Annotated in this window: 23 protein-coding genes; 5 read left to right on the forward strand and 18 right to left on the reverse strand. The window is 65.6% G+C overall.

The annotated features are described in order from the left end of the window. Nucleotides 1-148: 148 nt before the first annotated feature. Entirely contained in the window at nt 149-1,528 is a 1,380-nt protein-coding gene (ffh, locus tag P3C50_RS10375; RefSeq protein WP_275545938.1) for a signal recognition particle protein, read from the reverse strand. A 157-nt stretch (nt 1,529-1,685) separates the two neighbouring features. On the opposite strand from ffh, the gene ccsA reads away from it, so the two are divergent. Together ccsA and P3C50_RS10385 are read left to right on the forward strand one after the other, a co-directional pair. Further along, complete coding sequence (gene ccsA, locus P3C50_RS10380; protein WP_197858512.1) at nt 1,686-2,486, forward strand: cytochrome C assembly family protein; 801 nt, start codon at nt 1,686-1,688, stop codon at nt 2,484-2,486. A gap of 10 nt (nt 2,487-2,496) precedes the next feature. Continuing rightward, nucleotides 2,497-3,783 (forward strand): HlyC/CorC family transporter, encoded by a 1,287-nt coding sequence (locus P3C50_RS10385; protein ID WP_275545939.1) that lies wholly within the window; start codon nt 2,497-2,499, stop codon nt 3,781-3,783. On the opposite strand, the gene P3C50_RS10390 is transcribed toward P3C50_RS10385, so the two are convergent. Genes P3C50_RS10390 through P3C50_RS10410 form a run of 5 tightly spaced genes read right to left on the reverse strand, consistent with a single transcriptional unit; the run spans nt 3,755 to nt 7,032 of the window. Beyond that, complete coding sequence (locus P3C50_RS10390; RefSeq protein WP_275545940.1) at nt 3,755-4,489, reverse strand: SGNH/GDSL hydrolase family protein; 735 nt, start codon at nt 4,487-4,489, stop codon at nt 3,755-3,757. The genes P3C50_RS10385 and P3C50_RS10390 overlap by 29 nt on opposite strands. Then, a complete protein-coding gene (purT, locus tag P3C50_RS10395; protein ID WP_275545941.1) occupies nt 4,486-5,667 on the reverse strand; it encodes a formate-dependent phosphoribosylglycinamide formyltransferase in 1,182 nt (393 codons plus the stop codon). Before purT ends, P3C50_RS10390 begins: the two co-directional genes overlap by 4 nt. Before the next feature lie 22 nt (nt 5,668-5,689). Then, the gene (locus P3C50_RS10400) at nt 5,690-5,887 is read right to left on the reverse strand and encodes a DUF1289 domain-containing protein (RefSeq protein WP_275545942.1); all 198 of its coding nucleotides are present in this window, start codon (nt 5,885-5,887) and stop codon (nt 5,690-5,692) included. After that, on the reverse strand, nt 5,880-6,404 hold the full coding sequence (locus P3C50_RS10405; RefSeq protein WP_275545943.1) for a gamma carbonic anhydrase family protein: 525 nt from the start codon (nt 6,402-6,404) through the stop codon (nt 5,880-5,882). The genes P3C50_RS10400 and P3C50_RS10405 overlap by 8 nt, the downstream gene beginning before the upstream one ends. Before the next feature lie 22 nt (nt 6,405-6,426). Beyond that, the gene (locus P3C50_RS10410; RefSeq protein ID WP_275545944.1) at nt 6,427-7,032 is read right to left on the reverse strand and encodes a CoA pyrophosphatase; all 606 of its coding nucleotides are present in this window, start codon (nt 7,030-7,032) and stop codon (nt 6,427-6,429) included. 150 nt (nt 7,033-7,182) lie between these two features. Between P3C50_RS10410 and P3C50_RS10415 the strand changes: the two genes are divergently transcribed. Continuing rightward, on the forward strand, nt 7,183-7,737 hold the full coding sequence (locus P3C50_RS10415; protein WP_275545945.1) for an NUDIX hydrolase: 555 nt from the start codon (nt 7,183-7,185) through the stop codon (nt 7,735-7,737). Nucleotides 7,738-7,756: 19 nt separating this feature from the next. Further along, on the forward strand, nt 7,757-8,260 hold the full coding sequence (locus P3C50_RS10420; protein WP_275545946.1) for a L,D-transpeptidase family protein: 504 nt from the start codon (nt 7,757-7,759) through the stop codon (nt 8,258-8,260). Nucleotides 8,261-8,264: 4 nt separating this feature from the next. On the opposite strand, the gene P3C50_RS10425 is transcribed toward P3C50_RS10420, so the two are convergent. From P3C50_RS10425 to P3C50_RS10480, 12 genes are read right to left on the reverse strand one after another with little or no spacing between them, the layout of a single operon-like run. Next, the gene (locus tag P3C50_RS10425; protein ID WP_275545947.1) at nt 8,265-8,921 is read right to left on the reverse strand and encodes a general secretion pathway protein GspN; all 657 of its coding nucleotides are present in this window, start codon (nt 8,919-8,921) and stop codon (nt 8,265-8,267) included. Then, nucleotides 8,918-9,304, reverse strand: a complete 387-nt coding sequence (gene gspM / locus P3C50_RS10430) for a type II secretion system protein GspM (protein WP_275545948.1) — start codon at nt 9,302-9,304, stop codon at nt 8,918-8,920. Before gspM ends, P3C50_RS10425 begins: the two co-directional genes overlap by 4 nt. Continuing rightward, on the reverse strand, nt 9,301-10,401 hold the full coding sequence (gene gspL / locus P3C50_RS10435) for a type II secretion system protein GspL (RefSeq protein ID WP_275545949.1): 1,101 nt from the start codon (nt 10,399-10,401) through the stop codon (nt 9,301-9,303). Before gspL ends, gspM begins: the two co-directional genes overlap by 4 nt. Next, the gene (locus P3C50_RS10440; protein ID WP_275545950.1) at nt 10,398-10,988 is read right to left on the reverse strand and encodes a PulJ/GspJ family protein; all 591 of its coding nucleotides are present in this window, start codon (nt 10,986-10,988) and stop codon (nt 10,398-10,400) included. The genes gspL and P3C50_RS10440 overlap by 4 nt, the downstream gene beginning before the upstream one ends. Continuing rightward, a complete protein-coding gene (locus P3C50_RS10445) occupies nt 10,985-11,350 on the reverse strand; it encodes a prepilin-type N-terminal cleavage/methylation domain-containing protein (RefSeq protein WP_275545951.1) in 366 nt (121 codons plus the stop codon). Before P3C50_RS10445 ends, P3C50_RS10440 begins: the two co-directional genes overlap by 4 nt. Beyond that, nucleotides 11,347-11,793, reverse strand: a complete 447-nt coding sequence (gspH, locus tag P3C50_RS10450) for a type II secretion system minor pseudopilin GspH (RefSeq protein WP_275545952.1) — start codon at nt 11,791-11,793, stop codon at nt 11,347-11,349. Before gspH ends, P3C50_RS10445 begins: the two co-directional genes overlap by 4 nt. A gap of 3 nt (nt 11,794-11,796) precedes the next feature. Beyond that, the gene (gene gspG, locus P3C50_RS10455) at nt 11,797-12,231 is read right to left on the reverse strand and encodes a type II secretion system major pseudopilin GspG (RefSeq protein ID WP_197858498.1); all 435 of its coding nucleotides are present in this window, start codon (nt 12,229-12,231) and stop codon (nt 11,797-11,799) included. Nucleotides 12,232-12,245: 14 nt separating this feature from the next. Then, the gene (gene gspF, locus P3C50_RS10460; protein ID WP_275545953.1) at nt 12,246-13,448 is read right to left on the reverse strand and encodes a type II secretion system inner membrane protein GspF; all 1,203 of its coding nucleotides are present in this window, start codon (nt 13,446-13,448) and stop codon (nt 12,246-12,248) included. A 3-nt stretch (nt 13,449-13,451) separates the two neighbouring features. Further along, a complete protein-coding gene (locus P3C50_RS10465; protein WP_275545954.1) occupies nt 13,452-14,906 on the reverse strand; it encodes a GspE/PulE family protein in 1,455 nt (484 codons plus the stop codon). After that, entirely contained in the window at nt 14,906-16,798 is a 1,893-nt protein-coding gene (gspD, locus tag P3C50_RS10470; protein WP_232106466.1) for a type II secretion system secretin GspD, read from the reverse strand. The genes P3C50_RS10465 and gspD overlap by 1 nt, the downstream gene beginning before the upstream one ends. Before the next feature lie 57 nt (nt 16,799-16,855). After that, entirely contained in the window at nt 16,856-17,278 is a 423-nt protein-coding gene (locus P3C50_RS10475; protein ID WP_275545955.1) for a pilus assembly protein PilZ, read from the reverse strand. Then, a complete protein-coding gene (locus tag P3C50_RS10480) occupies nt 17,275-18,906 on the reverse strand; it encodes a lipoprotein UxpA (protein ID WP_275545956.1) in 1,632 nt (543 codons plus the stop codon). Before P3C50_RS10480 ends, P3C50_RS10475 begins: the two co-directional genes overlap by 4 nt. A gap of 250 nt (nt 18,907-19,156) precedes the next feature. On the opposite strand from P3C50_RS10480, the gene P3C50_RS10485 reads away from it, so the two are divergent. Further along, nucleotides 19,157-21,205 (forward strand): PhoX family protein, encoded by a 2,049-nt coding sequence (locus P3C50_RS10485; protein ID WP_275545957.1) that lies wholly within the window; start codon nt 19,157-19,159, stop codon nt 21,203-21,205. Nucleotides 21,206-21,274 lie beyond the last annotated feature (69 nt).

The raw sequence follows: 21,274 nt of genomic DNA on the forward strand, positions 1-21,274 counted from the left end.
CACACATCAAAAATGGGCCTAGGCCCGAAAGGCCGCATATTCTATGAGCAAAAGCGGTAGGCTTCAAGCCACAAGCTACAAGTAAAAGCAGATTTTCAGACTGCAGCTCTTTCTTGCGGCTTGAAGCTCGTGGCTTGTGGCTGCTTTCCTAGAATTTCGGCATTCCGCCGCCACCGGGAAGCATGCCGCCCATACCGCGCATCATCTTGGCCATGCCGCCCTTGGCGGTGAATTTCTTCATCATCTTCTGCATCTGCTTGTGCTGTTTGATCAGCCGCCCGATGTCCTGCACCTGAGTACCGGAGCCCAGGGCGATGCGGCGCTTGCGCGAGCCGCTGATGATGTCCGGATCGCGGCGCTCGGCAGGCGTCATCGAGTTGATGATCGCTTCCATCTGCTTGAACTGCTTCTCGGCCGCGCCCTGGGCACTGCCCATCTGCGACAGGTTGACGCCACCGATGGACGGCAGTTTGTCCATCAGGCCGCCAAGGCCACCCATGTTCTTCATCTGTTGCAGCTGGTCGCGGAAGTCTTCGAGGTCGAAGCCCTTGCCCTTCTTCAGCTTCTTGGTGAGCTTCTCGGCCTTCTCGCGATCGAGGGTCTGTTCGGCCTGTTCGATCAGGCTGAGCACGTCGCCCATGCCCAGGATGCGCGAGGCGATACGATCCGGGTGGAACGGCTCGAGCGCGTCGCTCTTCTCGCCCATACCGATGAACTTGATCGGCTTGCCGGTGATGTGGCGCACCGACAGCGCGGCACCGCCGCGAGCGTCACCGTCGACCTTGGTCAGCACCACACCGGTCAGCGGCAGCGCATCGCTGAACGCCTTGGCCGTGTTGGCGGCGTCCTGACCGGTCATGGCATCGACCACGAACAGGGTTTCAACCGGCTTGACCGCCGCATGCAGCGCCTGGATCTCGGCCATCATCTCGGCGTCCACGGCCAAACGGCCGGCGGTATCGAGAATGACCACGTCGATGAACTTCAGCTTGGCTTCGCGGATGGCCGCATTGGCGATGTCCACCGGCTTCTGACTGGCATCGGAGGGGAAGAAGGTGACGCCGAGGTCGCCGGCCAGGGTTTCCAGCTGCTTGATCGCAGCCGGACGATAGACGTCGGCGGACACCAGCAGCACCGATTTCTTCTTGCGCTCCTTGAGGAACTTGGCCAGCTTGCCGGCGGTGGTGGTCTTGCCCGCGCCCTGCAGGCCGGCCATCAGCACCACGGCAGGCGGCGTGGCGTTGAGCGCCAGGTCCTCGTTGGCCGCGCCCATGAGTTCTTCCAGCTCGGCGCGGACGATCTTCACGAATGCCTGGCCCGGGGTCAGGCTCTTGGACACCTCGGTGCCGACGGCACGCTCCTTGACCTTGCCGACGAAGTCCTTGACCACCGGCAGGGCCACGTCGGCCTCGAGCAGGGCCATACGCACTTCGCGCAGCGTATCCTTGATATTGTCTTCGGTCAGCTTGGCCTTGCCCGTGACGTTACGCAGCGTCTGAGACAGGCGATCGGTTAGATTTTCGAACATGCGCGTTCCTTTGATAGGTGCGACCCGGCGCGCCGGGTGTACGACAGGCGGCGGATTATAGCGGAGTCGCCGAGCCGCCGACACCGCCGGCAGTCTTTCGTGTCGACGCCCTTCTGTGCCACACTCAGCGCCTTTCGGGCTCGCCTTACACGGATTTATGCACCCTCTGTTGCCCAGCCTCGCCGCCGCCCTCCTTTATGCCGGCGCCGCCGCTTACCAAGGTCTGCGCCTGACGCAGCGCAGCATTCCCGACAAACGCCTGCTGGCGTCGCTTGGTGTGCTCGCCTTGTGCCTGCATGTCGTCAGCCTGTTTTTCCAGCTGTACGACGTACACGGTCTCAACCTGGACTTCTTCAATGCAGCCAGCCTGATCGCCTGCGCGGTCATCGGCCTGATTCTTCTGGCCTGCGTGCGCATACCGGTGGAAAACCTGCTTCTGTTGCTGTTCCCGCTCGGCACGCTGACCGTGCTGGCCGCGGAGTTCATGCCCAGCGGCACGATCAACCCGATCGACGAACACCCCGGCATCCTCGCCCATATCCTGCTGTCGGTGCTGGCCTACGGCATGCTCACCATCGCCGTGTTCCAGTCGGTGCTGTTGCTGCTGCAGGACTATCAGCTCAAGCACAAGCATCCATCCGGGCTGATCCGCAACTTCCCCCCGCTGCAGACCATGGAAAGCCTGCTGTTCGGCTTCCTCTTCGCTGGCTGGGTGCTGCTGTCGCTGTCGCTGCTGTCCGGCGCGCTGTACATCGATGATCTGTTCGCCCAGCACCTGGTGCACAAGACCATCCTGTCCTGTTTCGCCTGGGTGGTGTTCGCAGTGCTGCTGTGGGGTCGCCACCAGCTCGGCTGGCGCGGTCACAAGGCCATTCGCTGGACCCTCGCCGGGTTCTGCCTGCTGATGCTGGCCTACTTCGGCAGCAAGCTGGTGCGCGAATTCATCCTGCACATCTGAGGCAGACGTCGTGAACGACCTTCATTCGACCTACCTGCTCGGCCTGCTGATTTTTCTGATTCTCTGCTCGGCGTTCTTCTCCAGCTCCGAGACCGGCATGCTCAGCCTCAACCGCTATCGGCTCAAGCATCTGGCCAAGGAAGGACACAGCGGCGCCAAACGCGTGACCCGCTTGCTCGACCGCCCGGACCGCCTGCTCGGCACCATCCTGGTCGGCAACAATGTGGTCAACATTCTCGCCGCCTCCATCGCCACGGTGCTGGCGGTCGATATGTGGGGTGAGGCAGGCATCGCCATCGCCACCGCCGGCCTGACCATCGTTGTACTGATTTTCGGCGAGATCACGCCCAAGACCTTGGCTGCACTGCGCCCGGAACTGGTCGCCTTCCCTGCCAGTCGCGTGCTGAGCCTGCTGCAACGCGTGCTCTACCCGGTGGTATGGCTGACCGGTGTGATCAGCAACGGCCTGCTGCGCCTGGTCGGCGTCGATCCGGCGCAGCGCGCCAGTGACAGCCTGTCCACCGAGGAGCTGCGCAGCGTGGTGCGCGAATCCGGCTCGGAGCTGCCGAAGAACCGCCAGGACATGCTGCTGGGCATTCTCGATCTGGAACGGGTCACGGTCGATGACATCATGATTCCGCGCAACGAAGTGGCCGGCATCGATCTCGACGACGACCTGGAGGTCATCGTCGGCCAGTTGCGCAGCACGCCGCACACGCGCCTGCCGGTGTTCCGCGGCGACATCAACCAGATCGAGGGTGTGGTGCACATGCGCCAGATCGCCCGCCTGCTGACGCATAACCAGTTGACCAAGGACGCGCTGCTGGCAGCCTGCAACGAACCCTATTTCATCCCGGAAAATACGCCGCTGGCGACCCAGCTGATCAACTTCCAGAAGCAGAAGCGGCGCATCGGCATCGTCGTCGACGAATACGGCGACGTGATCGGTATCGTCACCCTGGAAGACATCCTCGAAGAGATCGTCGGCGACTTCAGCAACCAGGACAGCCTGCGCAGCCCCGACATCCACCCGCAGGAAGACGGCACGCTGGTCATCGATGGTGCCGCCTACATTCGCGAAGTGAACAAGACCCTCGGCTGGCACCTGCCCAGCGATGGGCCCAAGACCCTCAACGGCCTGATCACCGAGGCGCTGGAAACCATCCCCGACAGCAGCGTCTGCCTGAAGATCGGCCCCTATCGCCTGGAGATCCTCCAGGCCGCGGAAAACCGGGTGAAGAGCGTGCGCGTGTGGCAGGTGAAGAAGATCAAACCGGACGCTGAAGAAACGGAGTGAGGCGTTCGCCAAGCCCCGCCGCCCATTGCCGGTAGCCCAGCGCCGACGGGTGATAGCCATCCTCGGCCAGATAGTGGGCCTCGAACGGTAGCTCCAGCGCGCAATGCATCGCCCCGAGGCGTTGCGCGAGATTCTGCAATTCACCATCGAGCAAACGCGCGCGCCAACCCATCAATTGCCGCAGCAACCAGGGCAAGGCGCTGAAATGCTGTAACGGCGGCACCGCGCTGAACGCCACGAGACAACCCCGAGCTGCCAGCGCATCGGCCATCGCCGTAAGCGCCTGCAGCCAGCGCCTGCTCGCAGTCAGGCCCGTGGTGTCATTGACGCCGAATACCAGCAGCGCCAGATCGGCAGGTTCCGCCAGCCCCAGCGGCAGCAGACGCTCATGTGCCTGAGCTACGGTGATGCCGTTCTCGCCACAGGCGCGCCAGCGCACCGGTCGCCCCAGACGTTCGGCCAGGGCAGCGGCCAGGCAACTCGCCAGAGACTGATCGAAACGGGTGACGCCGACGCCGGCCACGGTCGACTCACCGATCAGCAGCAGGCGAAACGGCTCACCCGGCAAATGCGCCGCGGCGATGCCGCTCGGCTCGCCCTGCGCAACCGGCAGGCGCAACGCCGTACGCCGGGTGTGCAGGGCCAGAGGCAGCGCTAATGGCAGCAGCGGCAAGGTCGCCAGCCACCACAGCGCGTGCCGGCTCACAGCTGCACGCGAACCGCTTGCGCGCTACGCAGCGCCTTGGCGCGAGCCGTTTCAATGGAGGCGTCACGCGCCAGCGCCACGCCCATGCGCCGTTGGCCTTTGACTTCCGGCTTGCCGAACAGACGCAGCGCCGTGTCTTCCTCGCTCAGCGCAGCGCCGAGGTTGGCGAAGCTGGCCTGCTGCGAATCGCCTTCCACCAGAATCACCGCCGATGCCGATGGCCCCATCTGGCGGATCACCGGGATCGGCAGGCCGAGAATGGCGCGCGCATGCAGGGCGAATTCGGAAAGTTCCTGAGAGATCAACGTCACCAGACCGGTGTCATGCGGGCGCGGCGAGACCTCGCTGAACCACACCTGATCGCCCTTGACGAACAGTTCGACACCGAACAGACCACGCCCGCCCAGCGCCTCGGTCACGGCCAGGGCGACGCGCTCAGATTCGGCCAGTGCCTTGGCGCTCATCGGCTGCGGCTGCCAGGACTCCTGATAGTCGCCATTCTCCTGACGATGGCCGATCGGCGCGCAGAAACTGGTGCCACCCGCGTGACGCACGGTCAGCAGGGTAATTTCATAATCGAAATCGATGAAGCCCTCGACGATCACCCGGCCCTTGCCGGCACGACCACCTTCCTGGGCGTACTCCCAGGCACGCTGCAGGTCGGCGTCGCTCTTGAGCACGCTCTGGCCCTTGCCGGAGGAACTCATGATCGGCTTGACCACGCAGGGGTAGCCGACGGATTTCACCGCCGCGGCGTAATCCTCGAAGGTGTCGGAGAAATGATATGGTGAAGTCGGCAGCCCCAGTTCTTCGGCCGCCAGGCGACGAATGCCCTCGCGGTTCATGGTCAGTTGCGCGGCGCGCGCGGTCGGCACCACGTTGAAACCTTCGGCCTCCAGCTCGACCAGCGTGGCAGTGGCGATGGCCTCGATCTCCGGGACGATGTAGTTCGGCTGCTCCTTCTCGATCACCGCGCGCAGGGCCGCGCCGTCGAGCATGTCGATAACGTGACTGCGATGCGCCACCTGCATGGCAGGGGCATTGGCATAGCGATCCACGCCGATGACTTCGCAGCCCAGGCGCTGCAGCTCGATCACCACTTCCTTGCCGAGCTCGCCGCAGCCACACAGCAGTACGCGGGTCGCGGAGGGCGACAGAGGGGTTCCAATACGGGGCATGAGGGTTTCCTCGAACAGTGAATCAGGAAGGCGTCAGTAGCAGGCCGCAGGCGCGGGCGCGCTCCAGGCAAAGTTGCAGCACCTCGCGGCGCTCGGCATTGTCCATGCGGCCCCAGCGGGTGATTTCGGCAGCCGTACGCTGACAGCCGATGCAGATGTCCTGCTCGTCCAGCGCGCAGACATGTACGCAGGGCGAGCGCACGGGTTTTTCGTCACTCATCGTCAACAACCAGCTCTCGGGCATAGCGCTGCGCATTATGAACGTAATGGGCGGCACTGGCTTCGAGCATCTTCTTCTGCTGCTCGGTCAGTTCGCGCACCACCTTGCCCGGGCTGCCCATGACCAGGCTGCCATCGGGAATCACCTTGCCTTCGGGAATCAGGCTGTTGGCGCCGATGATGCAGTATTTGCCGATCCTGGCGCCGTTGAGGATCACCGCGTTGATGCCGATCAGGCTGTAATCGTCGACGCTGCAGCCGTGCATCATCACGTTGTGGCCGACGGTGACGCCCTTGCCCAGGGTCAACGGAAAGCCCATGTCGGTGTGCATGACACTGCCGTCCTGCACGTTGCTGTTCTCACCGATATGGATCAGTTCGTTGTCGCCGCGCAGCACCGCACCGAACCAGACGCTGGCCCCCGCCTCCAGGCGGATCTTGCCGATCAGATCGGCGCTTGGCGCGACCCAACTATCGGGATGGGCATCGACACGGGAGCTTCCCAGACGGTATTTCATGCTCGTCAGTCCTCGGCGCTAGTCAGCGCAGGTGTATGAAGTGTTCGGGCGGCTGGTGCAGGGCGATTTGCGCATCGTCGAAGATCAGGTTGACCAACTCCACCACCATGATCGCCGTGAGCCCCCAGATGCGGAACTCGCCATAGGTGTAGGACGGCACGTACCAGCTGCGCCCGAGGTAATCGATACGGTGGGTTATCTCGCGCGGGTCGCTGCGGAAGAACTCCAGCGGCACCGAGAACACCGCGGCGATTTCGGCATCGTTGGCCTTGTACTCGACGTAGTCCGGCACCACTCCGACGTAAGGCGTGACCTGAATGCCATGCCGCGACACCAGGCTGCTGAGCGGCCCGACCACTTCGACCAACCCCGGTGGCAGGCCGATCTCCTCCTCGGCCTCACGCAGCGCGGTGTCTACCAGATCGCGATCTTCCGGATCGCGCCGGCCACCCGGGAAGGCGACCTCGCCACCGTGGGTCGACAAACCGCTGGCGCGCAGGGTCAGCACCAGCTCAGGTTCATCACTGCGGGTAATCGGGACCAGCACCGCCGCCTCGGGGAAGCTGCGCTCGGTCTCCAGAGGGTGCGGGCTGTAGCCGCGCACGCGATGGAGCAACTCGTCCAGCATGGGCATACTCGGAGTCTTGTTTTGCCAGGCATCATGGCATGAAAGCAGCCGGCCGCCCAACCCCGAGGAAAGGGCCGAGCGGCCTGTAAAGCAGGCTTGCCGGTCATCGCACCGGCCGCCAAGATAGCGCCAGAACCAAGAGGAGCGGGCATGAAATTCTGCAATCAGTGCGGCAACCCCGTCACCCGCATGATCCCGACCGGCGACAACCGCATGCGCCATGTCTGCGGTCACTGCGCCACCGTGCATTACGAAAACCCGCGTATCGTTGCCGGCTGCCTGCCCATATGGCATGACCAGGTGCTGCTCTGCCGCCGCGCCATCGAGCCACGTCGGGGCTACTGGACATTGCCTGCCGGCTTCATGGAAAACGGCGAGACCATCGAACAGGCCGCCGCCCGTGAAACCCTCGAAGAAGCCTGCGCGCGTGTACGCGACCTCAGCCTCTACACCCTGTTCGACCTGCCGCATATCAGCCAGGTGTACATGATGTTTCGCGCCGAACTGGTGGATCTGGATTTCGCTGTTGGCGAGGAAAGCCTGGAAGTACGCCTGTTCGAGGAATCGCAGATCCCCTGGTCAGAGCTGGCTTTCCCGACCATAGGCCGTACCTTAGAATGCTTCTTCGCCGACCGTCGGCAGAATTCCTTCCCGGTACGCAATGAGCCACTCGAAGCGTTGCGTGCCCATTACACACCCCGTTGACCCTTGCGGACGATCCCCGATGCGCTGGTTGTTGCCCCTGCTCTGCCTGACTCTCAGCTTCAACGCCCTGGCCAGCACTACGCCAGCGACCGGCAGCCGCACCGTGGACAAGGTGCTGGTGCTCAAGTCCGAACGCAAACTGCACCTGCAGCAACGCGGCGAAACCATCAAGTCCTACCGCATTTCCCTGGGCAAACAGCCCGATGGCGCCAAGCAGCGTGAAGGCGACCTACGCACACCGGAAGGCTTCTACTGGATCGACTGGCGCAAGCCGAGCGACAAGTACCAGCTGTCGCTGCACATCTCCTACCCCAACGCCCGCGACCTGGCCAAGGCCAAGGAAGCCGGCGTACCGCCAGGCAGCATGATCATGATTCACGGCACGCCGCTGGACGAGGAGTACCCGGAGTGGTTCTTCCATACGCTGGACTGGACCGAAGGCTGCATCGCCATGAAGAACGACGACATGCGCGAGGTCTGGAGCCTGGTCAAGGATGGCACGCTGATCGAAATCAGGCCCTAGCTGCCTACCAGCGAATATTGCGTGCCAGACGCGTGTCGCCCGGTGTCAGCCACTGGGCACTGACCAGCACAGGATAGATCGCCGCCCCTGCCTCGACGGTGCCCTCCAGCTTCGCCCGCCGGCCAAGAATGTCCGCCTCCAGTTCGGCCTGGTGCTGGTCGGCCAGCTGCAGCTTCGCCAACAGTTTCATACCGGCTGAACAGTCCAGCTGCAAGGCGGCCTGGCCCAGCGGCAGTTGCCAGGGTGCCTGCAACTCGAGCGAGGTTACGCTCACCTGCCCTTGCGCTCGCCGGCACTGAGTGGCGCTACCGTGCAATGCAATACGCCCCTGCCAGTGCCCGGCCAACCGGTAGCTGCCGGCTTGGCCGGCATAGCGTTCACCGGGTTGCACCAGCACCTGCCAGTCCCAGGGCCAGCCCTGCATGCGCAGATCCCAGCGCTGCCCCTGCCAGCCCCCGCTGAAGTCTGCCCGCAGGCGCCAGGGCTGCAGGTGCCAAGCCGGGCGGTCGATCTCGGCGAGCCGCTCGGCCTGGCCGTGCCAGAGGCTGCCACTCAAGCCCGTCACAGGTAGCGCCAGGGGCTCGGCCAGCCAGCGCGCCGGCCACTGGCTGAGCAAGGTGAGCAGGAAAACCAGCGCACACCAGGCAGCACGTCGCTTCATGGGCTGATCACCACTTCGAAGCCGAGATCGGATTCACCCCGCTGCAGATTCCAGCCAAGAGGCTTGGCCCCTTCGCCGCGAATGTGCAGCAACCAGTCGTGCAGGTGTCGCTCATCGCTCACCCTGCCCGTCAGCAGCCAATTGCCCTCGCGCACCTCGGCCAGTTCGATGCTGAGCCGGCCCTGCTCGGCGGATTGGCGCAACTGCTCGATGGCAAGCGGCGCGCGAACCTGCAGAGCCGCCGCCGACGTGGCCAGGCTGCGCCACTGTTGCAGCGTCTGCCAGCGGGCCAGTACTTCACGCCCGGCCAGGATAGCCAACAGCACGCCGATGCAGCCCAGCGCCAGCCACTGCCGCATGCGCGGCGACAAGATGAAGGTCATGGGCCGGCCTCTAGGTCGAAGGATATGTTCAGGTTGCCAGGCTGCTGCTCGACTCGGGCCACCGCCCCCACCTCGTCGGCGAACGCCTGCCAGGGAGCTGCGCCATCGCCGTCGCCGTTCAATCGCAGGCGCCAACTGCGTCCGTCGTAAGCCACGCTGTCAAGCTGCCAGTCAGCCTGCTGCGACAACCACTGGCTGACACGCGCCTGCAACTGCTCTACCTGACGCAGGCGCAGGCGCTGCTCGTCCGCTTCCTCACGCAGACGCCTGAGGTGCTGGGTAGCCTGGGGCAGAAGCTCGGCAGCGCCGGTCACCGCCCACACCTGCTGCTGGTACTGCGCCTGCTGGCGCCATTGCTGGCTTGCCCAGATCCCGCCCCAGAGCATGGTCAGGGCCAGGCAGGCCGCGGGCAGGCGCCAGTCCAGCCGCAGCCCGGAGGCGAGCCTGCGGCGCTTGCCGGTCTGGAGGTCGAAGGTGCCGGGCAGGTTGTCGAGTGGCGGAAGTTGGTCCGGCCAGGGGCCGTCAGTTTGCACCACTGCGCCCGCGTATCCACCGGCCTCTGGCGGCTCACCCAGCGTCTCGGGCCAGGCCAGCCAGAACTGCTGTCCCGCGGCCGAGGCACGCTTGTACAGCTGCAGCCCGGGCTCACGTTGCCAGCCCAGCACTTGCGAGGGTTCTGCCCGTGGCAGCAGTTGCAGCTCGGCCCAGCAGCGCTCGGGTTGAAGGCCCCAGGCCTGGCAGCACGCCGACCAGCGCTGCAGCCGCTGCGCATCGACGCAGACCAGTTCCAGCCAGCCGGGCTGTCGGGCGATGCAGCCGATCGATACCTGCTCGGCGGGCTGCAGCAGGCGGTCTTCGAGCAACAGCGGCCATTCGTGACGCTTCAGCCCCGGTGGTGCCTGCAGGTGAAAGTGACTGCAGACCTCCGCCGGGATCAGCAGCGCCACACGAGCTTTGGCCATTGCCGGCGGCTCGCCGCTGCCCGACGCGCGGACCCGACCGCCCTCCACGCGGGCCCACTGCCACGACTCAGCCTCTGCCGAGGGCCGCAGCAGCAGCCAGGGACGCAGGTTGCGCCGCCAGCGTTCAGGCTTCATAGACGCCCCCAGGGCAGGGCGAAGGTGCATACATACGGTGCTCCATCACGTTGGAAAGTCAGGCGTACGCCGCGGTCAGGCCGCAGCAGGTCAGGGGACGGCGCGGCCACCCAGCGTCCTTCCTGGCGAAAGCTCAGCTGCACGGCGTCCACACCCGACAATTGCTCGCGGGCGACCCAGCGCGCCTGGTCAGGGGCGTACAGATCGTTACTGGTAAACACGCCCAGGCGCTGGTTACGGGCGTCGAAGCGCAGCCGCTGACGCTGCAGGCGCGAGGTGCCGGCCTCTCCCGCCCAGGCATCGAGGGTCACCCACTGCAACTGAGCTTGCCCCTCGTGCCAGTCCAGCCAGCGGGCCTCCAGCGGCATCCTCCGCTCATACAGCTGGCGCAGCACCAGGGTGTCGAAACGTCGTTCCAGCGCCAGGCAGAAATCCAGCACGGCGCTGCCTTGCCCGCTGTCCTGCAGGCGCTCGCGAACGCTGCTCCAGCCGCTGACCAGTGCCGCGAGCAGCACGCCGAGCATGGCGGTAAGCGCCAGCGCGACCAACAGTTCGATCAGGGTCAGGCCCTGTTGCCCGGTTCTCATGGGCGCACCAGAAACACCAGGTACTGGCCCATCGATGCGCGTCCGTCCCGGTCGGCGAACAAACTCAGATCGCCCCGGCGCAGCCGGTTCACGCCAGTGCCCTGCAGCTGCAGGCGCCAGTGGCAGTTGACCAGCCCCTGGCGAAGCACGCCAGCCGCCGAGGAGCCTGTCGGCCAGAAACGTTCCACGGCAAAACGCGCCTCCAGTTCCCTGGCGCACAACAACCCCGCCTGGTGCTGCTGCACGCTCTGCTGCACCGCCAGGCGCTGACGCAGCGCCTGGCTGCTGATGACGGCGAGCAAGGCGGCAATACCGAGGGCCACCGTCACCTCCAGCAGGGTGAAACCGCGCTGGCGCCTCATGGCTGCAACGTCCGCTGCAGCCGCCCCTGGGCATCCCAGCGCCAGACCTCGACGCCACCGGGCCAGCTCCAGCGCAGCGCGTCACTACGCACCAGACCGGTGGCCGAGACCACCAGACGCGGCTCGTCGCTGGCCGGCCAGTCCGGGCGCAACTCCCTGGGCCAGTCGCCCAGGGCCACCGGCTCGACCTGCCAGGCCGGCTGGCTGTCGCCCTCGACCTGGCGCACGAACTCCGGTCGTTCGCCCGTCCAGCGCAAGCCCTGCACCTGCCCTGCATGCACGGCCAGCCCGGCCTGGCTGCGCGCGGCCGCGGCAAGTCGCTCCAGGGCCTGGCGCGCAGCGCTCTGCTCGCCGTCCAGCCAGGCCACGGCGAGGCTGGTCAGCAGGCCGGCGATGAACAGCACCACCAGCAATTCGAGCAGACTGAACCCGCGCTCGCGCACCGCTTACAGGTCCCAGTTGCCCAGGTCTGCATCCATCCCTTCGCCACCTTCGAGGCCGTCCGCACCCAGGGAAAAGACATCGAAACGGCCATGCTCACCGGGGCTACGGTACTGATATGGCGCGCCCCAGGGGTCCGCGGGCAGGCGGCGGATATAACCATCATCCCGCCAGGCGCGTGGCAGCGGCTCGACAACAGGTTTGCTGATCAGCGCAGCCAGGCCCTGCTCGCTGCTGGGAAAGCGCAGATTGTCCAGGCGATACATGTCCAGCGCCTGCTCCAGACTCGAGAGATCGGCCATCACCTTCTGCTTCACGGCCTTGTCCTGGCTGCCCAGCACGCTGGGGGCGACCACGGCGACGAGCAGGCCCATGATGAAGATCACCACCATGATTTCCATGAGCGTGAAGCCGCGCTGGTGGTTTCGCTTGTCGTGCATGACAGTTCTCCTCTTCATAGTGTCAGACCCTGGTTGAGTTGAAGGATCGGTAGCAGTACGGCCAGGACGATGAACAGCACCACCGCGCCCATGAGCAGAATCATCAGCGGCTCGAACAGCGCCATGGCGGTGTCCACCTGACGGGCAAAACCGCGCTCCTGGTTATCGGCAACCCGTTCGAGCATGTCCGGCAGCGTGCCGCTGGCCTCGCCACTGGCGACCATGTTCAGCAGCAGCGGCGGAAAATGCCCGCTGGCCTCCAGAGCACGGTGCAGGCTCACGCCCCCGCGCACTTCATGGGTGACGCGTTCCAGGGCCAGGCGGATGCGCCGGTTGTCGACCGTGGCAGCGGCGACCTGCAGGGCCTCCAGCAGGGGCACGCCACTGCCGACGAGAATCGCCAGGCTGCGTGACAGGCGCGCGCTTTCCAGCCCCTGCAACAGCCCCCCGAGGCGCGGCAGGCGCAGCAGCAGATCGTCTCGACGCAGACACCACTGCGGCTTGCGCAGAAGCCAACCGGCCACCAGCGCCAGCACGACGCCCAGGCCCAGCAGCCACGGACCACAAACCAGCAGGGCGTTGCTGATGCCGATCAGCAGCGACGTGATCCACGGCAGGCTTTGCCCGGCATGGGCGAACTGCTCGGTGAGGCGCGGCACGACGAAGGTCATCAGGCCGATCACCACTACGAGCGATACGCCCATCAGCACGCAGGGATAGATGAGCGCGGTGCGCGCCTTGTGCCGCTGGCGCTGGCTCTGCTCCAGGTGCTCGGCCAACCGTTCCAGCACCGGCGCAAGGCGCCCGGAGCGCTCGCCGGCCTCCACCAACGCGCAGTACAGCGGTGAAAAGACGCCGCCCTGGCGCGCCAGGCTGCGCGCCAGGCCCAGGCCCTCGGCGAGGCTGCCACTGACCGCCACCAGCAGGTTGCGCAGCGCCGGCTGCACCAGTTGCCGCTGCAGCGTGGCCAGGGCGTCGACCAAGGGAATCCCCGCGCCGGTCAGGGTCGCCAGCTGCCGGGTCAGCTCGCACAACTGGGCACGGTCGACGCGCTGGCGCCGTGCCGGCTGGCGATCGTTCTCATGCCGTTGCAGATCGCGGGCGAACAGCCCCTGCTCGCGCAGCAACTGGCGCGCATGGCGCTCGCTCTCGGCCTGCAGGCTGGCCTTGTGGCTGCGTCCGGCCAAATCGACGGCCTGATAGCGATAGGTCGGCATGGCTCAGCCCTGCACCGCTCGCAGGATTTCGGCAAGGCTGGTCTGCCCTGCCGCCACGCTGGCTGCCGCCATGCCTGACAGGCTCTGCCGACGACCTTGCAGGTACTGCTGCATGGCCACTTCACTCGCGCCGTCGTACAACAGGGCAATCAGCTCGGCATCCAGCTCGACGAATTCGTAGAGACCCAGACGCCCCTGGTAGCCCGTGCCGCGGCACTGTTCGCAGCCGCGCGGGTGATAGCTGTGCTGCAGATCACTCAGTTCCGGCAGCAGCGCCTGCTCCGCTGGCTGCAGCGGGCGGCGCTCGGCGCAATGGCAAAGGCGCCGCACCAGACGCTGGGCCAGCACTCCGCGCAGGCAGGAGGCGATCAGAAAGGGCTCGATGCCCATGTCGCGCAAGCGCGTCACCGCACCCACGGCACTGTTGGTGTGCAGAGTAGAAAGCACCAGGTGGCCGGTAAGGCTGGCCTGCACGGCAATCTGCGCGGTCTCGCGGTCACGGATTTCGCCAAGCATGATCACGTCCGGATCCTGGCGCAGGATGGCACGCAGGCCGCTGGCGAAGGTCAGGCCGGCACGTGGGTTGATCGCCGTCTGGCCGATGCCGGCGATGGCGTATTCCACCGGGTCTTCGACCGTGAGGATATTGCGACTGCCATCGTTGAGACTATTAAGGCAGGCGTACAGCGTGGTGGTCTTGCCCGAGCCGGTGGGCCCGGTGGACAGGACGATGCCATTGGGCCGCGCCAGGCAACCGCGCAGCCCCTGGGCAACGGCCGAGGGCATGCCCAGGTTGTCCAGCGCCAGCAGGCTCGCCTGTTTGTCCAGCACCCGCATCACCACCCGCTCGCCATGGATGCCCGGCAGAGTGGAAACGCGCACATCGACTTCGCGCCCGGCGGCCCGCAGGGTGATGCGGCCATCCTGCGGCTGGCGTTTCTCGGCGATGTCCAGGCGCGCCATGACCTTGATCCGCGACACCAGCATGGCCGACAGGGCGCGCGGCGGCCGCAGCACTTCCTGCAGATGACCGTCGACACGCAGGCGCACCACCAGGCTCTGCTCGAAGGTCTCGATGTGGATATCCGATGCCTGACGCTGCAGGGCCTGAGCAAAGAGGCCGTTGATGAGGCGAATCACCGGCGCCTCGTCATCGCTTTCCAGCAGGTCCTCGATACGCGGCATCTCGCTCATCAGGCTGTCCAGGTCGACCTGCTCGCCAATGCCTTCGATCAGCGCCTCGGCTGCGCCTTCGCCGGCCTGGTACAAACCGCCCAGGCGCTCATCGAAGGCGGCCCGCGACAACTGGCACACCGACGCGGGCCGCCCCTGCACGCGCAGCAGCTCCTGCAACTGGGCGCTGTCGGCGTCCTCGCGCAGCCATAGCTGCCAGCCGGCGTCCCCCGGCACCACGGCCAGGCCGGCCTGGCGCGCCAGCCGGTAGGGCAAGAGCTGCATCACCAGGCGCCCTCACCAAGACGTGCGCGGCTCGCCGGGAACAGGCGCTGCAAGCTGTCGGCATCGTCCAGCGAAGACAGCGGCAACCCGGTTTCGCGTCGCAGCCCCTGGTACTTGTCGGTGCTGTAGGCCGCGATGCTGGCGTCGTCACGCAGGATGCGCGGGCGGATGAACACCATCAGGTTCTGCTTAACACCCGACTGCCCGTTGGAGCGGAACAGATGGCCCAGACCGGGGATATCGCCCAGCAGCGGGACCTTCTGCGCGTTGCTGGTCACTTCATCGCTGATCAGGCCGCCGAGGATGATCAGGCCGTTGTCCTCGACCATCACCTTGGTCTTGATCTCGCGCTTGTTGGTGATCACATCACTGGCGGAGGCGTTGTCGGCCAGCGAGGAAACCTCCTGCACGATGTCCAGGCGCACGCTGTTGTCGACGTTGATCTGCGGCCTGATGCGCAGCTTCACCCCGACTTCGCGACGCTCGATGGTCTGATAGGGATTGGCGTTGTTCTGGGTCACCGAGCCGGTAACGAAGGGCACTTCCTGCCCCACCAGAATCGATGCCTCGGCGTTATCCAGCGTCAGCAGCGTCGGCGTCGACAGCAGGTTGAAGCCGCTGTTGCTCTTGAGCGCGTTGACCAGCACGGCGAAGTTGAAGCCACCGCCGAAATGCCCCAGCCCGGCCGTGACGCCATTGACGCCCGACAGCAGCTTACTGAGCGCCTTGTTGTCGCCGCTGGCGACGGCACCGGCGATGGCCGAGATGTTCGCCCCGCCAGCGCCGAAGTTGACCACCCCGGCACCGAACTTTTCATCGGCGAACAGCCACTGCACGCCAAGCTCTTCGGCCCGCGAGTCGGAGACCTCGGCGATGATCGCCTCGACCACCACCTGGGCGCGGCGGATATCCAGTTGCTCGACGATGGCGCGATAGGTCGCCAGCTCGCTGTCCGGGCCGACCATGACCACGGCGTTGGTGCCCTCCTCGTATTCCAGGCGCACTCCCGAGTCACTGACGGGCAGGCGCGCGACCGTCTCCTCCTGGCCCGCCCCTGCGGCAGCAGCGGCCTCCTGGCTGAGCCCACGCAATACCTTGACCACCTCGGCGGCATTGGCGTGGCGCAGGTAGATGACCTGGGTATTGGAATTTTTGGTCTGCCCGGCAGGACGATCGAGTTGCGCCAGCAGTGCCCTCACCCGCTCCCGGCCGCTGGCGCTGCCGCGCACCAGCAGCGCGTTGCTGCGCGGATCGGCAACCACCTGGACATCGTCGTTGCCCTTCTCACGCGCCAGCAGACGGGTGACGAGCTGGCTGGTATCGGCGGCGCTGGCATGCTGCAGCGGCAGCACCTGCAGCGGTTCGTCGCTGACCTGATCGAGTTCGGCCAGCAGGCTGTCGATGCGCTCGAGATTGCTGCGCCAGTCGGTCACCACCAGCAGGTTCGCCGCCGGATAAGGCGTGATGACCCCGACGCGTGCATCGATCAGTGGTTTGAGAATGCCCAGCAACTGTTCGCTGGCTGCGTTGCGCACGCTGAACACACGGGTGGCGATGCCGTCGCCGCCGGCCTTGCGCTCGCCGCTCTCCACCGGCACCGGCTCCAGGCGCGCCGCCTGATCGGGCACGATCTTCACACTGCCGTTGGGCAGGTTGACGGCGGCAAAGCCCTGCGCCCGCAACTGCGCCAGGAAGATATCGTAGATGGCCTCGCTGTCGTGCCGCTCCACGGTGCGTACCGTGACCTTGCCCTTGACCCGGGGATCGACGATGAAAGTGGTACCGGTGATCTGCGACACGCTGTCGATGAACTCGCCCAGCTCGGTATCGACGAAATTCACCTCGTACAGCGGCGACTCGGCAACCGGCAGATCCAGCACCTCATCGGCCATGGCCAGTGGTGACAGCAGGCCCGCCAGGCCGATCAGGCAATAGCGCACGCTCATTTCTTATCCTTGCCGCTTGAAGCCGGTCACGGTGGGCCGTGGCGGCCAGGGCAGACGCTCGCGTCGCCCCTGGTTATCGAGGATCAGGCCCTCGTCATCGATGTCCTGCAGCACGATGCCGGGCGCCAGCGCCTGACCGCGGCTGTAGCTGCGCACCTGCTGGCCATAACGCAGCACCACCACCGTGGCGCTCGCCGGCCAGGCGCGCAGACCGCCGACGTATTCCACGGGCAGGCGCGTCAGCGGCAGGCCATCGGACTGTGCGGCCTGCCAGTGTCCGACCAGCAGGCCAGGCATCGCTTGCAGATCGCTTGGCCCGGCGCTGGCCGGCATGGGTTCATGGGCCAGCTGCAACACGCACTGGGCCGCCAGCCAGGCGGCCAGCGTCAGCCAGCAGAAACGAAGCGCGCGCTGCACTCGATTCACGAGAGTCGCTCGCGCGGGTGCCAGCCCGGATGCCCCTGCACGTAGCGCATGCTGGGCAGATGCAGCGCCGGCAACTGCCAGCCTTCTGGCTGCTGCACCAGCCAGTTTTCGACGCGCTGCCAGAGCGGTTCCCCGGCATTGGCCTGGTGCTGCAGGCCGAAGGTGCGGCACAAACCGGTGGGCGGCGCCAGGCCAGCCACGCGCCTGCCGCTCGGGCTGTAGCTGAGTTGCCAGCTCTGCCCCAGCAGGCGCGGCAGATCCTGGCTGTTGTCGAGTAGCAACGGGTCGCCGAACAGTTGCTCGGCAGCACTTTCCAGCACCTGTTCCAGGCGATCGCCGGGCACGTCGAGCACCGGCGCCGAATAGCCACCTGTCAGGTTGATCAGGTGTTCGCGGGTGATGGTCTGCCCGCGCGCCAGGGGGCTGTCGTAGCGCAGCCCGGGCAAAAGCACCGGGATCTGCTCGTCGCCGCGCAGGGCCTGGTAGAGCAAGCGATCCCAGGAGCCTGCGCGCGTATCGCGGCGCCAGAGCGCCTCCGGAGCCCGTGCCAGCGGCTGGTCCAGCCAGGCGGCGTGCCCGGCGCGCTGTTGGTCGAGGGTGAGCTGCAGGCTCTGCATCTCACTGCGCGCAGCCGCGGACAGGCCGCGCTCGAAGGCCGGATGGAACTGCGCGCTGAACTGCCAACGTCCGCCCTGTTGCCGACAGTTGATATGAAAGGCACCGCTGGCCCGACAACCGGCGAAGATCACCGGCACCTGACGCCCTCCGGCCTGCCAGACCGGGACCGGCGCCGGCCAGAAATCCTGCCCGCGCGCGCACAGCAGCAAGTCGACCCCGGGCATGCGCTCGGCCAGCCACAGGCCGGGGCCGGTGCCGACATCCGCCAGCGCCACCACCAGGTCGGCTTCGCCGCGCGCAGCCTCGATAACGGGTAGCAGCGACTGGTACCACTGTTTCAGCGACGCCTGCTGATCCTGCGCATAGGGATCGGTGATGCCGACGATGGCGATCCTCACGCCGGCCCTGCGCAGCACCGTGTAAGGCTGCACGCCGAGCGACTCGGCCTGGTCGGCCGCGAGACCGGCCCCCAGTACCGGGCGCTCGAAGCGGCGATACAGCGAAGCGCCACTCTGTGGCCAGAGCACGCGTTCGTCGCTGCTGACGCGCACCTCGGAACCTAGTAACTGGCTGCCCTGCAACCCGCTTTCGCCCTGCGTCAGGTAGGCCAGGCCACTGCCGTTCCAGCATTGGCCGTTTTCCAAGGTCAGGCAGTTTTCCCGGCCCAGACGCTGGCGCAGATCGACCAGCAGGGCGCCGAGCACGGCATAGCCGCCCGTGGTGGCCTGCGCGCCCAGCCGGGCATCGAGCAAGGCATCGAGTTCAGCCTGTCCCTGACGGGCACTGGCGCCGCTGATCCAAGGTGCACGCCCCAGATGCGAAACCGGCCCCAGGCGCGTCGCCGGTACCACCGGCTGACCTGGCAGGCGTGCATCCAGCGTGTCGGCCACATAAAGCAGATTCAGCCCCGGCGCCGAATCGCCGGCATGAGTCGCCAGGCCAGAACAGGCGCTGAGCAAGGGCGCCATCGCCAGCATGCCGATCCCGCCCAGTACCTCACGCCTAGCCATGTCCACCATCGTAATGCTCGCCTGCCTTGATCAGATGTCGGGGCGCGATACTGGGCAGCTTGCATGACAGTTTAATGGCAGTTAATCGACAGGAATTTTTCGAAACCGTCAGAAAAGTCTTTGTAAATCAGCCAGGTGGCAGTAACCAAGTGTTCAATTTCCGTTAACGGAACTGCCAAGGAATCATCACAAACGGTCATTACAGTCCCGGTTTCCTCAAGCCGTTTCACTAGAAAAAGGACATGACCTGATGAGTCGAGATACCGGCGACAACCTTGACCGCAACCTCAGTGGCAACCGCCCCATGGCTGCAGTCATGGATGCCTACCTGAGCCGCCGCAGCGTAATGCGCGGCACTCTGGGAGCCGCGATTGCCATGATCGCGGGCACCGGCCTCACCGGCTGCTTCGACAGCGGCGGCAGCAGCAATAACAGCAGCGACAACTCTCCCGATACGCCTGCCGAGCCGAAACTGGCTCTGGGCTTCGCATCCATCGCCGGCTCGCGTACCGATGCTTGCGTCGTGGCCGCTGGCTACAGCGCCCATGTCCTGGCGCCCTGGGGTACTCCGTTCAACAGCAACGGCGGCACCTGGATGAATGACGGCAGCAACAGCGCCGATGAGCAGGCCAACTCGGCAGGCATGCACCATGACGGCATGCACTTCTTCCCGATCAACGGCAGCTCCGAAGATGGCCTGCTGGCGATCAACTACGAATACATCGATGAAGACGCCCTGCACCCCAACGGCCAGACCGACGATGCCTCCGGCAATCGCCCGGCCGAGGAAGTACGCAAGGAAATCAACGCCCATGGCGCTGGCGTACTGCACATCCGCAAGGTCAATGGCCGCTGGCAGGTCGTCGACAACGATCCGCTGAACCGCCGCTTCACCACTGCCACCGTGATGGACATCGCCGGCCCGCTGCGCGGCACCGATCACGTCAAGACCAAGTTCTCGGTCGACGGCACCGAAACCCGCGGCACCAACAACAACTGCGGCAACGGCTACACCCCGTGGGGCACGTACCTGACCTGTGAAGAGAACTGGCCGTCGGTGTTCATCAACACCACCGGCTCGGTGCCCGTCGACCAGCAGCGCATCGGTGTCAGCACCCGCCAAGGACGCTATCGCTGGGAAACCGCCGCTGGCGACCCAAGCGAGCAGAACGAAGAGTTCGCCCGTTTCAACCTGGAGCCTTACGGCGCCAGCGCCACCGACGACTACCGCAACGAAGCCAGCACCTATGGCTACATCGTCGAGATCGATCCTTACTCGGCCACCAGCCGTGCGGTGAAGCGCACCGCGCTTGGCCGTATCCGTCACGAAGGCTGCTGGCCAGGCCTGGCAGTGGCCGGCAAGCCAATCGTGTTCTACACTGGTGACGACTCGAACAACGAGTACCTGTACAAGTTCGTCTCCGACGCCCTGTGGGATGAAGCCGACGCCAACCCCAGCGATCGCCTCGCCACCGGCGCCAAGTACATGGATAGCGGCACCCTCTACGTTGCCCGCTTCGACGAAGACGGCAAGGGCGTGTGGCTGCCGCTGACCGTGAACAGCCCCACCCTGGACAACAGCACCCTGGGGGCCAAGTTCACCGACCTGCCGGGCATCATCCTTAACACCCGCGGCGCAGCCGATGCGCTAGGCGCCACGCCGATGGACCGCCCGGAGTGGACGGCCGTCAACCCGCTCAACGGTGACGTGTACCTGACCCTGACCAACAACAACAGCCGTCCGGTCGCCAACCCGGCCAACCCACGCATCAACAACCGCCACGGCCACATCATCCGCTGGCACGACAACGACGACCACACCAGCTTCGAGTGGGACATCTTCGTGTTCGGCGCCAACGCTGCCGGTACCGCCGACATCAACCGCTCCGGCCTGACCGAACTCAACCAGTTCGCCAGCCCTGACGGCATGAGCTTCGACAGCCGCGGCATCCTGTGGATCCAGACCGACAATGGCGAATCCACCCTTACCAGCTACACCAACGACCAGATGCTTGCGGTCATCCCCACCAACCTCGTCGACAGCAATGGCGACCAGGTGCCGGTCAACGCCCAGAACCAGGCCGACCTGCGTCGCTTCTTCGTCGGTCCCAATGGCTGCGAAGTGACGGGTATCGCCTTCACGCCGGACAACAAGACGATGTTCATCAACATCCAGCACCCGGGCAACTGGCCGTACTCGGATGACGCAACCGAAGCCACGCCATCCGCCACCACAGTGCGTCCACGCGCTGCCACGGTGGTCATCCAGCGCGATGACGGTGGTGAAATCGGCGTCTGACGTCAGGCATGCAAAAACAACGGCCCGGGACTTCCCGGGCCGTTTCTTTTTACCTGTGCGATCAAGTGG

The sequence above is a fragment of the Pseudomonas sp. Marseille-Q0931 genome (assembly GCF_940789645.1).
Classification (GTDB): Bacteria; Pseudomonadota; Gammaproteobacteria; order Pseudomonadales; family Pseudomonadaceae; genus Aquipseudomonas.

What these genes read in the sequence shown, in the direction of transcription:
- P3C50_RS10480 (WP_275545956.1), bottom strand. Translation starts at nt 18,906, where the DNA reads ATGGCTAGGCGTGAGGTACTGGGCGGGATCGGCATGCTGGCGATGGCG.
- gspM (WP_275545948.1), bottom strand. Translation starts at nt 9,304, where the DNA reads ATGACCTTCATCTTGTCGCCGCGCATGCGGCAGTGGCTGGCGCTGGGC.
- P3C50_RS10400 (WP_275545942.1), bottom strand. Translation starts at nt 5,887, where the DNA reads ATGAGTGACGAAAAACCCGTGCGCTCGCCCTGCGTACATGTCTGCGCG.
- P3C50_RS10425 (WP_275545947.1), bottom strand. Translation starts at nt 8,921, where the DNA reads ATGAAGCGACGTGCTGCCTGGTGTGCGCTGGTTTTCCTGCTCACCTTG.
- gspF (WP_275545953.1), bottom strand. Translation starts at nt 13,448, where the DNA reads ATGCCGACCTATCGCTATCAGGCCGTCGATTTGGCCGGACGCAGCCAC.
- ffh (WP_275545938.1), bottom strand. Translation starts at nt 1,528, where the DNA reads ATGTTCGAAAATCTAACCGATCGCCTGTCTCAGACGCTGCGTAACGTC.
- P3C50_RS10420 (WP_275545946.1), top strand. Translation starts at nt 7,757, where the DNA reads ATGCGCTGGTTGTTGCCCCTGCTCTGCCTGACTCTCAGCTTCAACGCC.
- P3C50_RS10405 (WP_275545943.1), bottom strand. Translation starts at nt 6,404, where the DNA reads ATGAAATACCGTCTGGGAAGCTCCCGTGTCGATGCCCATCCCGATAGT.
- gspD (WP_232106466.1), bottom strand. Translation starts at nt 16,798, where the DNA reads ATGGCCGATGAGGTGCTGGATCTGCCGGTTGCCGAGTCGCCGCTGTAC.
- P3C50_RS10410 (WP_275545944.1), bottom strand. Translation starts at nt 7,032, where the DNA reads ATGCTGGACGAGTTGCTCCATCGCGTGCGCGGCTACAGCCCGCACCCT.
- P3C50_RS10440 (WP_275545950.1), bottom strand. Translation starts at nt 10,988, where the DNA reads ATGAGAACCGGGCAACAGGGCCTGACCCTGATCGAACTGTTGGTCGCG.
- P3C50_RS10465 (WP_275545954.1), bottom strand. Translation starts at nt 14,906, where the DNA reads ATGCAGCTCTTGCCCTACCGGCTGGCGCGCCAGGCCGGCCTGGCCGTG.
- gspL (WP_275545949.1), bottom strand. Translation starts at nt 10,401, where the DNA reads ATGAAGCCTGAACGCTGGCGGCGCAACCTGCGTCCCTGGCTGCTGCTG.
- P3C50_RS10485 (WP_275545957.1), top strand. Translation starts at nt 19,157, where the DNA reads ATGAGTCGAGATACCGGCGACAACCTTGACCGCAACCTCAGTGGCAAC.
- P3C50_RS10445 (WP_275545951.1), bottom strand. Translation starts at nt 11,350, where the DNA reads ATGAGGCGCCAGCGCGGTTTCACCCTGCTGGAGGTGACGGTGGCCCTC.
- purT (WP_275545941.1), bottom strand. Translation starts at nt 5,667, where the DNA reads ATGCCCCGTATTGGAACCCCTCTGTCGCCCTCCGCGACCCGCGTACTG.
- P3C50_RS10415 (WP_275545945.1), top strand. Translation starts at nt 7,183, where the DNA reads ATGAAATTCTGCAATCAGTGCGGCAACCCCGTCACCCGCATGATCCCG.
- gspG (WP_197858498.1), bottom strand. Translation starts at nt 12,231, where the DNA reads ATGCACGACAAGCGAAACCACCAGCGCGGCTTCACGCTCATGGAAATC.
- ccsA (WP_197858512.1), top strand. Translation starts at nt 1,686, where the DNA reads ATGCACCCTCTGTTGCCCAGCCTCGCCGCCGCCCTCCTTTATGCCGGC.